General features: G+C 67.2%; 10 protein-coding genes. 6 read left to right on the top strand and 4 right to left on the bottom strand.

Annotated elements, in window-relative coordinates; genetic code table 11:
• Nucleotides 1-19: 19 nt before the first annotated feature.
• The 6 genes from DCG74_RS04355 to DCG74_RS04330 all read left to right on the top strand — a co-directional run bounded on the left by DCG74_RS04355 (nt 20) and on the right by DCG74_RS04330 (nt 6,014).
• Entirely contained in the window at nt 20-691 is a 672-nt protein-coding gene (locus DCG74_RS04355) for a phosphoribosylanthranilate isomerase (protein ID WP_172788600.1), read from the top strand.
• Nucleotides 688-1,902 carry a tryptophan synthase subunit beta gene (trpB, locus tag DCG74_RS04350; RefSeq protein WP_172788599.1) on the top strand — a complete coding sequence of 405 codons (1,215 nt, stop codon included), beginning with the start codon at nt 688-690 and terminating at the stop codon, nt 1,900-1,902. Before DCG74_RS04355 ends, trpB begins: the two co-directional genes overlap by 4 nt.
• The gene (trpA, locus tag DCG74_RS04345; protein ID WP_172788598.1) at nt 1,899-2,735 is read left to right on the top strand and encodes a tryptophan synthase subunit alpha; all 837 of its coding nucleotides are present in this window, start codon (nt 1,899-1,901) and stop codon (nt 2,733-2,735) included. The genes trpB and trpA overlap by 4 nt, the downstream gene beginning before the upstream one ends.
• Before the next feature lie 109 nt (nt 2,736-2,844).
• Complete coding sequence (gene accD / locus DCG74_RS04340) at nt 2,845-3,786, top strand: acetyl-CoA carboxylase, carboxyltransferase subunit beta (protein WP_172788597.1); 942 nt, start codon at nt 2,845-2,847, stop codon at nt 3,784-3,786.
• A complete protein-coding gene (locus DCG74_RS04335; protein ID WP_172788596.1) occupies nt 3,783-5,126 on the top strand; it encodes a folylpolyglutamate synthase/dihydrofolate synthase family protein in 1,344 nt (447 codons plus the stop codon). Before accD ends, DCG74_RS04335 begins: the two co-directional genes overlap by 4 nt.
• Nucleotides 5,127-5,273: 147 nt before the next feature.
• Nucleotides 5,274-6,014, top strand: a complete 741-nt coding sequence (locus tag DCG74_RS04330; RefSeq protein WP_172788631.1) for a metallophosphoesterase — start codon at nt 5,274-5,276, stop codon at nt 6,012-6,014.
• A 125-nt stretch (nt 6,015-6,139) separates the two neighbouring features.
• On the opposite strand, the gene DCG74_RS04325 is transcribed toward DCG74_RS04330, so the two are convergent.
• The 4 genes from DCG74_RS04325 to addB all read right to left on the bottom strand — a co-directional run bounded on the left by DCG74_RS04325 (nt 6,140) and on the right by addB (nt 14,332).
• Nucleotides 6,140-7,147 (bottom strand): ATP-dependent DNA ligase, encoded by a 1,008-nt coding sequence (locus DCG74_RS04325; protein ID WP_172788630.1) that lies wholly within the window; start codon nt 7,145-7,147, stop codon nt 6,140-6,142.
• 144 nt (nt 7,148-7,291) lie between these two features.
• Complete coding sequence (gene trxA / locus DCG74_RS04320) at nt 7,292-7,612, bottom strand: thioredoxin (RefSeq protein WP_008540017.1); 321 nt, start codon at nt 7,610-7,612, stop codon at nt 7,292-7,294.
• Nucleotides 7,613-7,682: 70 nt separating this feature from the next.
• Nucleotides 7,683-11,192, bottom strand: coding sequence for a double-strand break repair helicase AddA (gene addA, locus DCG74_RS04315; RefSeq protein WP_172788595.1), 3,510 nt, complete (start codon nt 11,190-11,192; stop codon nt 7,683-7,685).
• On the bottom strand, nt 11,186-14,332 hold the full coding sequence (gene addB, locus DCG74_RS04310) for a double-strand break repair protein AddB (RefSeq protein WP_172788594.1): 3,147 nt from the start codon (nt 14,330-14,332) through the stop codon (nt 11,186-11,188). Before addB ends, addA begins: the two co-directional genes overlap by 7 nt.
• Between the last annotated feature and the right edge of the window lie 13 nt (nt 14,333-14,345).

The following is a 14,345-nucleotide window of genomic DNA, read 5'->3' as shown; positions in this document are numbered from 1 at the left end:
CTTCACCTGCTTTGAGACCATGTCCCTGCTCGTCAAGATCTGCGGCCTGTCCACGCCCGAGACGCTCGAAACGGCGCTCGGCGCCGGCGCCGACATGGTCGGGTTCGTGTTCTTCCCGCCGTCGCCGCGGCACCTGTCCCTGGAGCTCGGCCGCGATCTCGGCCGTCAGGTGCAGCGGCGTGCGCTCAAGGTGGCGCTCACGGTCGATGCCGATGACGCAACGCTCGACAACATCATGGATGCGCTGTCGCCGGACATTTTCCAGCTTCACGGCAAGGAGAGCGTCGCGCGGCTGCGCGACATCAAGCACCGCTTCGGCCGCCCGGTCATGAAGGCGGTGCCGGTCGCAACCTCAGCCGATCTCGCGGTGCTGCCCGGTTACGCCGCCGTCGCCGATCGCATCCTGTTCGACGCGCGCGCGCCGAAGGATGCGACGCGGCCCGGCGGTCTCGGGGAATCCTTCGACTGGCACCTGCTCGAAAATCTCGATCTGAAACTGCCCTACATGGTCTCGGGCGGGCTGCACGCCGACAATCTCGCTGAGGCCCTTCGCGTCACCCGCGCCGGCGGCGTCGACGTGTCCTCCGGTGTCGAGAGCGCCCCCGGCGTGAAAGACCCGGAGATGATCAAGGCCTTCATCCGCGCCGCGCGCGCAAGCAAAGATGCAAGTCAAGAGTTGAGCGTCCGATGAACATCGCCAAGCCAAACTCCTACCGCAGCGGCCCGGACGAGCGCGGCCATTTCGGCATTTTCGGCGGACGCTTCGTCGCCGAAACGCTGATGCCGCTCATCCTCGATCTGGAGAAGGCCTACACCGCGGCCAAGGCCGATCCGGCGTTTCAGGCCGAGATGAACGGCTATCTCAAGAACTATGTCGGCCGGCCCTCGCCGCTCTATTTCGCCGAGCGCCTCACCTCACATCTCGGCGGCGCCAAGATCTACCTCAAGCGTGAAGAGCTCAACCACACCGGCTCGCACAAGGTGAACAACGTGCTCGGCCAGATCATGCTGGCGCGTCGCATGGGCAAGAAGCGCATCATCGCCGAGACCGGCGCGGGTCAGCATGGCGTCGCCACCGCGACGCTGTGCGCGCGCTTCGGCCTGGAATGCGTGGTCTATATGGGCGCCGTCGACGTCGAGCGGCAGCAGCCCAACGTCATCCGCATGGAGATGCTGGGCGCGAAGGTGATGCCGGTGCAGTCGGGCACGCGCACGCTCAAGGACGCCATGAACGAGGCGCTGCGCGACTGGGTCACCAACGTGCACAACACGTTCTATTGCATCGGCACGGTGGCGGGCCCGCATCCCTATCCGACGCTTGTGCGCGATTTCCAGTCGGTCATCGGCGACGAGACCAAGGCGCAGATGCAGGAGATCGAGGGCCGCCTGCCGGATTCGCTGGTCGCCTGCATCGGCGGTGGCTCCAACGCGATGGGCCTGTTCCATCCGTTCCTCGACGATCCCAGCGTCGAGATCTTCGGCGTCGAAGCTGCCGGCCATGGCCTCACCCAGCTGCATGCCGCCTCGATCGCGGGCGGCCGTCCCGGCGTTCTCCACGGCAACCGCACCTATCTCTTGATGGATGCCGACGGCCAGATCCAGGACGCGCATTCGATCTCGGCCGGCCTCGATTATCCCGGCATCGGGCCCGAGCATTCCTGGCTGCACGAGGTCGGCCGCGTGAATTATCTCTCCGCAACCGACGACGAGGCGCTCGCCGCGTTTCAGCTGCTGTCCAAGCTCGAAGGCATCATCCCCGCGCTCGAGCCGGCGCATGCCATCGCCAAGGTGATGGAGCTCGCGCCGAAGCGGCCCAGGGATCACCTGATGGTCGTCAATCTCTCCGGCCGCGGCGACAAGGACGTCCCGCAGGTCGGCGACATCCTGAGGGGCAAGAAGTGACCACGCGTATCGATACCCGTTTCGCCGATCTGAAAAGCCAAGGCCGCGCGGCCTTTGTCACCTATGTGATGGCCGGCGATCCCGATCCGGCGACATCGCTCGAGATCGTCAAGGCGCTGCCGAAGTCCGGCGCCGACGTCATCGAACTCGGCATTCCCTTCACCGATCCGATGGCGGATGGTCCCTCGATCCAAGCTGCAGGCCTGCGTGCGCTCAAGATCGGCATGACCTTGAAGAAGACGCTGGAGCTGGTGCGCGACTTCCGCAAGGACGACAACGTCACGCCGCTGGTGCTGATGGGCTATTACAATCCGATCTACATCTACGGCGTCGACAAGTTTCTGGCCGATGCCAAGACGGCCGGCGTCGACGGCCTGATCATCGTCGATCTGCCGCCGGAGGAAGACGACGAGCTCTGCATTCCCGCGCTGAAGGCGGGGCTGAACTTCATTCGCCTCGCGACCCCGACCACTGACGACAAGCGCCTGCCCGCGGTGCTCGCGAACACATCAGGCTTTGTCTATTACGTCTCGATCGCCGGCATCACCGGTGCAGCGGCGGCGGACGCCAATGCGGTCGGCGAAGCTGTCGCGCGCATCAAGCGGCATACCAGGCTGCCGATCTGCGTCGGTTTCGGCATCCGCACGCCGGAGGCAGCGCGCGCCATTGCCGAGAAGGCGGATGGTTCGGTGGTCGGTACCGCGCTGGTCGATGCGCTCAAGAACAGCCTCGATGCCGAGGGGCGGGCGACCGCCAAAACCGTTAACGCCGTCGCCGAGCTGACGGCCGCCCTGGCCCAGGGCGTCAAGGGCGCACAGCAGGCGGCGGAATAGGCCATAATTCCGCTGTTGGGACGGGCGACACGGCGGCTTGCCGGGCAGATGTCCGGCCGCCATATATCCTTCAGGCGATTCCCAGCGGGATCGCACATCGGAGCAAACCATGAACTGGCTTACCAATGTGGTCCGGCCGAAGATCCGCAACATGCTGCGGCGGGAGACGCCGGAGAACCTGTGGATCAAGTGCCCGGACTCCGGACAGCTCGTGTTCTACAAGGACGTCGAGGCCAACCAGTTCGTCATCCCCGGCTCGAACTACCACATGCGCATGGGCGCGGTGGCGCGTCTCAAGTCGATCTTCGACAACGAGACCTGGTTCGACGTCGCGCTGCCCGAGGTCACGCCTGACCCGCTCAAGTTCCGCGACGAGAAGAAATATGTCGACCGCATCAAGGATGCGCGGGCGCGGACCAATCTGAACGACGCGGTCAAGGTCGGCTATGGCAAGCTCGAAGGCGCCGCCGTCGTCGTCGCCGTGCAGGATTTCGACTTCATGGGCGGCTCGCTCGGCATGGCCGCGGGCGAAGCCATCGTGCGCGGGATGGAGCTCGCGGTCGAGAAGAGGTCGCCGTTCATCGTGTTCGCGGCGAGCGGCGGCGCGCGCATGCAGGAAGGCATCTTGTCCTTGATGCAGATGCCGCGCACCACCGTTGCGGTGCAGATGCTGCGCGAGGCGAAGCTGCCCTACATCGTCGTGCTGACCAATCCGACCACCGGCGGGGTCACCGCGTCCTATGCGATGCTCGGCGACGTGCAGATCGCCGAGCCCGGCGCGCTGATCGGATTTGCCGGCGCGCGCGTGATCGAGCAGACCATCCGCGAGAAGCTGCCAGAAGGTTTTCAGCGTGCCGAATATCTCAAGGAGCACGGCATGGTCGACATGGTCGTGCACCGTCACGAGCTGCGCCCGACCCTGGCACGGCTCTGCCGTCTCTTGACCAAGGCGCCGGCGCAGGAAGGGGCATCGAAGTCCGTGCAGCCGGTCGCAAGCCCGGCGCAGATCGTATCCGCCGCCGAGACGGCGCCGGCTGCGCCGCACGCGTGAACGCCTCCCCCGACCGTGCAAAGACACCGCTCGACGAAGTGATCGGGCGGCTGTCGGCTCTGCATCAAAAGCGCATCGATCTCGGGCTGGAGCGGATGCACCGCCTGCTCGAGCGGCTCGGCCACCCCGAGCGCAAGCTGCCGCCGGTAATCCACATCGCCGGCACCAACGGTAAGGGCTCGACGCTGGCCTATCTGCGCGCGACGCTGGAAGCTTCAGGCCTGCGTGTCCACGCCTACACCTCGCCCTATCTGGTCCGCATCAACGAATGCTTCCGGCTTGGCCGCGTCGGCGGCGGTGTGCTCGTCGGCGACAACGAGCTGCGGGCCGCGCTGGAAGAGGTCGAGCGCGTCAATGCCGGTGAGGCCGCGACCTTGTTCGAGCTGAAGACCGCCGCCGCTTTCCTGCTGTTCGCGCAGAATCCGGCCGACATCGTGCTGCTCGAAGTCGGCCTCGGCGGCCGGCTCGATTCGACCAACGTGGTCGATGCGCCTGCGGCCTGCGTGATCACGCCTGTCAGCATGGATCACATGGATTTCCTCGGCGATACGCTGGCATCGATTGCCGGCGAGAAGGCCGCGATCATCAAGCGCGGTGTGCCCGTGATTTGCGCCGAGCAGATGCCGGAGGCGATGGCCGTGATCGAGGCGCAGGCGAGGCGCATGCGTGCGCCGCTGTTTGCCGCAGGCGAGAGCTGGCACGTCAATGTCGAGCGCGGACGCCTGGTCTATTCCGACGACCGCGGCTTGATGGATCTGCCGGCGCCGCGTCTGTTCGGCCGCCACCAATTCGCCAATGCCGGGCTCGCGATCGCGACGCTGCGCGCGCTTCCGGACCTGAAGGTCAACCACGCCGCGTTCGAGGCCGGCATCCTCAGTGCCGAATGGCCGGCGCGGATGCAGCGCCTCACCTCGGGCGAGCTGCTGTCCTGGGGTCCGCAGGGCTCGGAGATCTGGCTCGATGGCGGCCACAATGCCGAAGGTGGCCGCGTGGCAGCGGCGGCGGTCGGCGATCTCGAGGAGCGGGTGTCGCGGCCGCTGGTGATCATCGCCGGCATGATGGCCAACAAGGATGCGCAGGGCTTCCTCGCCAATTTCGCCGGCCTCACCCGTCACATCATCGCAGTGCCGATCCCCGACATCGAGAATGCGATGCCGGTCGACCGTCTCGTCGATGCCGCGCGCAGCCTCGGCATGCGCGTCGAGCCCGCCCCCGGCATTGAAGCCGCCCTGCGCGCGCTGGCGCAGCTCGCCTACGAGCTGCCGCCGCGCATCCTGATCACCGGCTCGCTGTATCTCGCCGGCCACGTGCTGGCGATCAACGGCACGCCGCCTGCATAGACGGTCTCGTGTCCCGGACAAGGCGCATCGCGCAAGCGATGGGCCGCAGAGCCGGGACCCAGAATGCCGCAACATGGGCCCCGGCTCTGCAGTGCAGCGCTAAAGAAGCGCTGCACTGCGTCCGGGGCACGAGAGTGAGAAATGCCAATGCGCTTTGCCGCGATTGCCGACGTCCACGGAAACTATCTCGCGCTTGAGGCCGTGCTCGCCGACATCCGCGCGCTCGGCATCGCCGACATCGTCAATCTCGGCGACATGCTGAGTGGCCCGCTCGATGCGCGCCGCACCATCGAGATCCTGATGCCGCTCGACGCCGTGCACGTCCTCGGCAATCACGACCGTTACTTGCTCGACCGTCCGCCGGAGAAGATGGGCTCGTGGGATCGCCCCGCCTACGAACAGCTCGATGCCGCCCACCTCGATTGGCTGCGCGCGCAGCCGATGACGCGGGTCTTCCGCGAGCAGGTTTTCCTTTGCCATGCGACGCCCGGCAGCGATGAGGTGTACTGGCTCGACACCGTCCACCCCGACGGCGCGGTGGCGCTGTCGCCGCTCGATCGGATCGAGCAGCTCGCGCAAGGCATCACGCAATCGCTGATCCTGTGCGCCCACACCCATCTCGCCCGCGCGGTGCGCCTGCGCGATGGCCGTCTGATCGTCAATCCCGGCAGCGTCGGCAGTCCCGGGTTTCGCGACAAGCATCCGGTCCCGCATGTCGTCGAAGCCGGCACGCCGCACGCGCGCTATGCGATCCTCGAACGCGTCGATGGTGCCTGGCAGGTGACGTTCCGGCATGTCGCCTACGATCACGAGGCCATGGCCGCACTTGCGCAGCGCAACGGTCAGCCGGAGCTGGCGAACGCGCTGGCGACGGGGTGGATCAAGTAGAACCTCTCATGTCCCGGACAAAGCGCATCGCGCAAGCGATGAGCCGCAGAGCCGGGACCCAGAATGCCGCGACATGGGCCCCGGCTCTGCAGCGCTTCGCGCTGCGCCCGGGGCACGAGACCGCGTCACTTCAACAGCTTCATCGGATCGGCCGCCTTCTGCTTCAGCTGCTCGAAGGTGCATTGCCGCGGCGCCTTGTCGGGACGCCAGCGCAGGATCGAGGTGCCGTGGCGAAAACGCTCGCCGCTGAAATGGTCGTAGCAGACCTCGATCACCAGCTTCGGCTTCAGCGGACACCACTTTGCGGAACGCTCGGTCGACCAGCGGCTCGGCCCGCCCGGCGCGTTGCCGGTGAAGCCGGGCTCGCCGATCAGCGCTTCGAGCCGATCGGTCAGAGAAGGCTTCGCCTCAGCCTTGATCGCCGAAGTGAAGCCGACATGGTGCAGCAGGCCGTCATCGTCGTAGAGCCCGAGCAGCAGCGAGCCGACGACGTTCCGGCCGGCGATCTTGTTGGTGGCATAGCGGAAGCCGCCGACCACGCAATCGGCGCTGCGAAATTTCTTGATCTTCTGCATGCCATCGCGATTTCCGCCCTGGTAGGGCAGGTCGATCCGCTTGGCGATGACGCCGTCCGAGCCGCCGCCGGATTGCGCCAGCCATTTGTTTGCCGTGGCGTAGCTCATCGTCGTCGGCGAGAGACGGAAGAGGCTGCCCCTGAGATTGGCTTTCGCAAAGACTTCCAGCGCCGGCCGGCGCTCGCGCAGCGTCTTCTCGGCCAGACCTTTCTCTCTGGATGTCGCGAGCAGATCGAAGACGAGGTAGAGCGCCGGCGTCTCCTGCGAGAGCTTCTTCACGCGGCTTGCCGCCGGATGGATGCGTTGCAGCAGCGCGTCGAAGGAAAAGCTCTTGCCGTGCGGCACGACGATCTCGCCGTCGAGCGTGAAGCGGTCGGCCTTCAGCTCCAAGGCCGCGGCGACGACCTCCGGGAAATAGCGCGCGAGGTCTTCGCCGGATTTGGAGCGCAGATCGACCTTGCTGCCGCTCCGCGACAGCAGGCAGCGGAAGCCGTCCCACTTGGGTTCATATTGCCATTCCTTGCCGCGCGGAATCTCGTTGACCGAACGCGCCTCCATTGCGGCGAGAGAGGTGGGCTTGCGGTCGCGCTTTCGGGGAGGAGAAGGCAAGGGCGGGACTCGTCATACGCTGAACACGTCCCATCAACGCAAAACGGCCGGCTTTCGCCGGCCGTTGTCGAAAATAATCTTGCGAGAGGCGGATCAGACCGCGGAGGTGATCCACTGCTGCAGCTTCGCCTTCGGCGCAGCACCGACCTGGCGGGAGGCCATCTCGCCGCCCTTGAAGATCATGAGGGTCGGGATCGACATCACGCCGTACTTCGACGCGGTCTTCGGGCTCTCGTCGACGTTGAGCTTCACGATCTTGACCTTGTCGCCCATCGCGCCGGCGATCTCGTCGAGAGCGGGTGCGATCATGCGGCAGGGGCCGCACCATTCGGCCCAGAAGTCGACGACCACGGGGCCGTTCGCCTTGAGCACTTCGGCTTCGAAATCGGCGTCGGAAACCTTGCTAACGGCCATTGGGAGTACCTCACTCGGTTGAAAGCGAATCGGCGCGACCTGGAATCGCGCCCGGGATCATGCGGTCAACCTATGAACGGCCCCTTGCCGGGTCAAGGACGCTCACACCGAGATGAAGGGATGCCAGCGCCGCGTCCAGCGCGGGGGCCGAAATCTCCATATATTCAAGCGCCTCGGTCCAGAGCAGGACTGCCCGGACGGGCTTTTGGGGATAAAGCCGCGACAGCACTGCCCGGTACAGCGCCAGCTGGCGGACATAGGCGGCGGGCGCCTCGGCGGCGCTCTTGGGTGGGCTCTGGTTGGTCTTGAAGTCGACGATCAGGACCTCCTCGGGGCGCACGACCAGCCGGTCGATCTGCCCCGACACCAGGGCGGGGGTGCGGCCCGGCCACTCCAGCCGGCCGGCGATCGCGACCTCCGCCCGGCTGCCGGCGGCAAAGACGGGCGCAAAACGCGGGTCCGTGATCAAGGCGAGCACCTTGTCGGCCAGCGCGATGCGGTCGGTCTCAGGCCAGTCCGAGGCGTTGCGCGCCATGAAGCTGAGCGCGGCCTCGCGCCGGCGCTCGCTGGCGATCTCGGGCAGCGATTGCAGCAGCCGGTGCACCAGCGTGCCGCGTTGCAGCGCCAGCGCGCGCGATTGCACCGATTCGCCCGGTCGGACGCTGCGGCCATCCTCGGCAGACTGGCCCGAGGGGCGCACAGCATCCTCGTCGATGGTCTCGCGCGGCGCCGGTGTCCGCAGCCAGTCCGGCAAGGCGATGGTCTGGTGCGCGGATGTCGCCGGCGCGCCCAACGCCGCGACATCCTCCGGGCGTGCGAACCGGGTCACCTTGCCGAGCGGCGTCTCGACCACCTGCTTGTCGAGGCCCGAGCCGGCAAGCCCAGTGTCGACGAGGTCGTACCAGCTCAGCTTGCGCACCGTCTTCATGTTGCCGGGCATGCAGCCGCCGACGATCAGCCGGTCGGCCGCGCGCGTCATCGCGACATAGAGCAGGCGGCGATATTCGTCCTCGGTCTCCTCCAGCATTGCCTTGCGCGCCTCGGCGACGGGTTTGGGATCATCAGCTTTGCGGCCGGCCCAGACCACGACCTCGCCGCCATTGCCGCGCGGCACATGGATCAGCCGCAGCCGCTGCGAGTCCGCGGGCGAGGACGTGGTGTCGACCATGAACACGACCGAGGCCTCCAGGCCCTTGGCGCCGTGCACGGTCATCACCCGCACCTCGTCGCGCGAGATCTCCATGTCGCGCTTGACCTCGGTATCGGCCGAGCGCAGCCAGGCCATGAAGCCCTGCAGCGAGGCCGGCGCCTTGCGCTCGTAGTTCAGTGCCAGCTCCAAAAATTCGTCGAGCGCGTCATTGGCCTCGTGGCCGAGCCGGCGCAGGATGCGCGCACGTCCGCCATCGCCGCCCAGCAGCCAGGCGTAGAACGCGAACGGCGTTTCCTCGCGGGCACGGATTTCGCAGGCTTCCAGGCGTCGCAACGCCGTGGCGAATGTCTCGCTTGTGGCCGCATGCTCGCCGAGCGCGCGGCGCAGCGATCCCTTGCGGTCATGGGCAAGCGTGAACAAATCGTCGTCATCGAGCCCGAACAGCGGGCTCTTCAGCGCCACCGCGAGCGCGAGATCGTCCTGCGGCAGCAGCAGCGCGTCGGCAAGGTTCATCAGGTCGATGATGGCGATGTGCTCGGTGAGCTTGAGGCGGTCCGCGCCGGCGACCGGAATGCTGGCGTGCTTCAGCGCCTGGATCACGGCGTCGAATGCGTTGCCGCGGCGGCGCACCAGGATCAGCATGTCACCGTAGCGCAAGGGACGACGCTCGCCCTCGTGCCCTGTCAGCGTGCCGCTTTCGACCAGCCGCTTGATCTCGGCCTGGATGCGTCGGGAAAGCTTGACCTCGGGGCTGGTCACGGCGACGCCGTCGAACGGCGCACGCCAGCCCTCGATCTCCTGCCGATCGTCGGCCTCCGCAAGGTCCCACAGCTCGATCACGCTCGGGCCGGCATCGCTGAGCGCGTTGTGCAGGGGATGGCCGATCTCCACCGAGTGGATGCTCTTGTAGATCGCGGGATCGCGGAAGACGTGGTCGACCGAATGCAGGATCGTTGCGCCCGAGCGGAACGAATAGGTGAAGGCGACCGGATCGAATTTCAGCCCGGCCGCTGTGAACTTGCGATGCAGCTCACGCCGTCGTGCGTCGAACTCGTGGGGAGCCGCGCCCTGGAACGAGAAGATCGACTGCTTCTCGTCGCCGACGGCGAAGATGGTGCGGTTCAGCCCATCGCGGGCGCCTTCGCCGGCGGTGAACTCGGAAATGATGTGCGCGACGATGTCCCATTGCCGCGGGCTGGTATCCTGGGCTTCGTCGATCAACACGTGATCGACGCCGCGGTCGAGCTTGTAATGCACCCAGCCCGAGGCGATGCGGTCCAGCATCGCCAGCGTCTTGTCGATGAGGTCGTCGTAGTCGAGCAGGCCGCGCTCCTGCTTCTCGCGGCGGTAATTCGCGGCGGCTGCCGTCGCGATATGCAGCAGGGCCGCGGTGCGGTCGCGAACCGTCACGGCGCGACGCTTCTCGATCAGCCCTGCAAGGCGCTGCGCCTCGGCTTCGAACAGGCGGGCCACGGACGGATTGTGATCGCAGAACTTCTTGGTCAGCACCGCCTTGCGCGGCAGCTTGTCCTCGGTGAGGAACACGGACAGATAGGCATCGACCTGATCGCTGCCGGAAAACACCTTGGCGGCGCGCAGCCGCGCTGCCTGGTCATTGTCGGATTTGCTGCCGTCCTCCAGCGCGAAGGCAATGTCGTCCCAGCGCGCGCGCGGCAGGAACGGGCCATCGAGAATCTCCGACTCGACGGCCTCGATCCGATCGCTCGTGTCGACGCCCAGCACCGCCGCCATCTGAGCGGCAGCGGCTTCCGCGTTGCCGGCTTCGTCGGTCCAGGCCATGAAATGATCGCGGCTGAGGCACGCCTCGCGCACGACCTCCTTGAAGGTGACATCAGCGGCGCTCGCCATCGCCGTCAGCAGCGCGCGGCCGGTGACGCTCTCCGGATCGCGCGCGGCCTCCAGCAGGACCTTCAGATTGGCGCGCTCCATCATGTCGGTCTGGTCGCGCTCGTCGATCACGGCAAAGCGCGCGGGGACATTGGCCTCGAACGGAAATTGCTGGAGCAGGCGGGTGCACAGCGCGTGGATGGTCTGCACCTTCAGCCCGCCCGGCGTCTCCAGCGCGCAGGCGAACAGTTTTCGGGCGTCGCGGCGCAGTTTTGCGCCGGGATGCGGGATGCCGACCGCGCGGATCGCCGCGTCGAGCGCATCGTCGTCGAGCGTCACCCAATGGCCAAGCGTGGTGAACACGCGCTCCGCCATGTTGGCGGCCGCGGCCTTGGTGAAGGTGATGCAGAGGATTTTTTCCGGCGGTACGCCCGACAGCAAGAGGCGGATCACGCGCTGCACCAGCACATGCGTCTTGCCCGAGCCCGCATTGGCCGAGACGAAGGCCGATGCAGTTGGATCGGAGGCGCGCGCCTGCCGCGCGCGCACTTCGTCGGGGATGGGACGCGGCGCCTTCACCATTCCTCGATCCCCAATCCGCCGGCCGCGGACCATTCCTTGATCCGGGCAAGGTCGTCATAGGTGCCGTAGCGGTTCGCCCACATCGGCAGGTTCAGCGAGGTATAGGGCTGGTTCTCGTCCTCGAAGGCGCGGATCAGCGCTTCCAGCTTGGCTCGCGCTTCTGCGGCCGCGGTGTCCGGCGGCTGCGGCTCGTCGCCCGGCTTGAACTTGAGCTCGAGGATGCGCTCCTCGCCCGGCGGGTTGTTGCCGCTGAGACGGACATAGACGAGCTGGCTCACGGAGGCGCCGGCGTCGATATCAGGGAAGCCGCCCTCGCGGAGGATCGCGGCTTCCAGCGTCAGCTGTGGCGACAGGCCCATGCGGACCTGCTTGCCGGTCGGCGGCTGCCCGGTTTTGTAGTCGAGGATGGCGTAGCCGCCGCCCTTTCGGCGCTCGATGCGGTCGGCTCGCGCCGAGAGGCGGAAGCTGCGCTTGTTATCGAGCATGATCGAGATCTCGCCACGGGTCTCCGCGACGATCGCCTCGATCGCCTCGCGCCGCGCCGTCTCCCATTCGCCGAACCAGCGCGCGATGCGCTGGAAGCGCGGCCACCACAGCGCGCGCGCCTCGGGGCGCTCCATCAGCGGCGCAAAATGCTTCTCGCCGATCGCGCGCAGCACCCGCGCGGGATCGTCCGGCAGACGCGTCGCATAGCTTTCCGTGAATTCGCCGATGGCATCGTGAATCGCCGAACCGCGATCGGCGGCCGAGAGCGGCATGTCGACGGGATCGAGCGCATCGAGCCGCAAGATACGTTTGGCGTAGATCGTGTAGGGATCGCGCAGCCAATCTTCGATCTCGGTGACGGACATCTTGAGCGGCCGTGTCGCGCGCGGCGGCCGGGGCTCCGGCTGCTTGATCGGTTTGACCTCCTCGGGCTGGTCGAGCGCCGCAGCGAACTGCACGTATGTCTCACCGGCGCGAATGGCCGCCTTCCAGAGCGCGTCGCCGGCCACCGCCTCCAGCCGATGCAGGAAGCGCGAGGCCACCGCCGGCGCGCCGCCGGCCTTGGCGGAATGCGTCAGGATCACTTCATCCCCGCCGAGCAGCTGCGCGAAGTCATGGGCGGACAGGCCGATGCGGCGTTCCGGCAGATCGAGGCCGAGCTCGTGCCGCATCGGCCGGCTGAGCCAGGGATCGATGCGCGGCGCCGGCGGCCAGACACCTTCGATCAGGCCGCCGATGATGACGCGGTCGGCCTGCATCAGGCGCGATTCCAGCGGGCCGTAGATCTGCAAGCGTGCGCCCGGCCTGTCGCGCCGCCGCACCGCGCGATCGCCGAACGCGGTCTGGAAGACGTCCGCGTAGTCCGCTAGCTGCACCAGCAATCCGCTGGTCGTGCCGCCGCGCAGGAGATCGTCGAAGGCGCCGGCGAGCGCAAGACCATCGCGATCCTCGAAGGCGAGCGGGATGCCCTGCTCGTCGCGCGACAGCTCGATCATGATCTCGCGATGCCGATGCGCGAGCTCGGCGAAATCATAGGGCTTCGAGGGCGGCAGGCTCTCGATCGGCGCCAATGCCTTCTGCAGGGCATCGACCAGAGCTTGGATGCGATCGAGATCCTCGGCTTTCAGGCGCGCCCGCGGCTCGGCGCGATGCAGCGCGGAGACCTCGCTGCGCCACAGCTTCGCCAGCTCCTCGCGGAAGCGGTTGAATTCGCGCAGGAGGCCCGCGGTGCCCGCAGGCGGCCGCGTGCCGCGCAGCACCGCGAGCTCCAGGCTCTCGATTGCCATCTTCCACGCGCCCGGCGCGCGGCCGAGCCGGCATAACGGATGCTTCAGCATCGCCAGCAGCGTCGGCGGCTCCAGGCCCTTGGTCGCCGCCTCTGCCGCGAGGCGCGCAAACGTGCCGGCGGAGGTTTCCATCAGCACGTCGCCGCCGGAATCGTCGAAGGCGAGATCCCATCGGGTCAGCGCCGCCATCACCCGCCGCGCCAGCGCGCGGTCGGGCGTCACCAGCGCTGCGGATTTGTCGAGATGGCGCGCCTCGCGCATCGCGATGGCGATGGCGAGTGCTTCCATCTCGGGATTGGGCGCTTCGACCACCGCGAGGTTCTGCATGCCGCCCGCGATCTTCGCGGCGACATCAGGCTGCTTCAGCCGGTCGTGCCAGACTTCCGTCTTGGCGGAAGGCCGCATCGATTCCGACGCGAGCAGGTCGCGGCCGTCTTCCGCTGGCGGCTGCAAGATTTCGACGTCGCTGCGCTTCATGCCGAAGCGCTGCAGCAGCGCATTCATGGCGTATTGCGGATGGTTCGAGGCCGGATGCTCCGCGAATTTGCCGAGCGCATCGCGCACGCCACCGATGCTGCGCCAGGCGTCGTCGTCGAGATCGGTGTCGAGGCCCGGCAGCACCACCGCGCCATGCGGCAGCAACGCGACCGCATGGAGAAATTTTGCGGTGGCCGGCATCGAGCCGGTCGAGCCCGCCGCGACCACGGGTCCATTTGGATGCGCGGTCAAGCGCCTCGCTTCCGCGGCGATCAGAAGATCGCGCCGCGCGGCCGGCTCGATCCGGTTGATCTCGGCGAGATGATTGGGCCAGGCGATGCGGGCGATGCGCAGGAATTCGAGCGAGTGCTGCCAGTAGCGGTCGAGGTTGTCGGGCACCAGCCCATCGAGCGCGCTCCAGTCGACGCCGCGTGTCACCATGTCGTCGATCAGGCGCGCGAGGTCGCCGGCGAGAGCCAGCGTCGAGGCGGGCCCGCCGACCACCAGCGGCGCCAGCACCGGGCCCTTGGCCCAGGCGGCGACGAGCTGCGCCAGCGTCAGGCGCCGTTCGAGCTCGCCCAGGCGCGGCGGAATGTCGAGCGGCGCGGTCCCGGAAAACTGTTCGCTCTCGCCGGCGAAAGCGAGCTCGTCCTCGTCGATATCGCCGAGCGCAACGATGCGCGGCAGCACGACGGCATCCGCCTTCATCTCGTCGAGGAATATCTCGCGGACGACGCGCATCGCGCGCCGCGTCGGCAGATACAGCGTGGCGTCCGCCAGCCGCGCCGGTTCCTTGCGCGCCTCGAACCCCTCGACCAGCCGCCCGTCGAGCAGGGCCGTGACGACCGTGCGCAGGAACGGAACTGAGATGGGAACGCTGAAAACGCGCATGGGCCGCCTGATT

Origin of the sequence: Bradyrhizobium sp. WBAH42, from assembly GCF_024585265.1 — a bacterium.
GTDB lineage: Bacteria > Pseudomonadota > Alphaproteobacteria > Rhizobiales > Xanthobacteraceae > Bradyrhizobium.
This window is presented reverse-complemented; position numbering and strand designations above follow the sequence as displayed.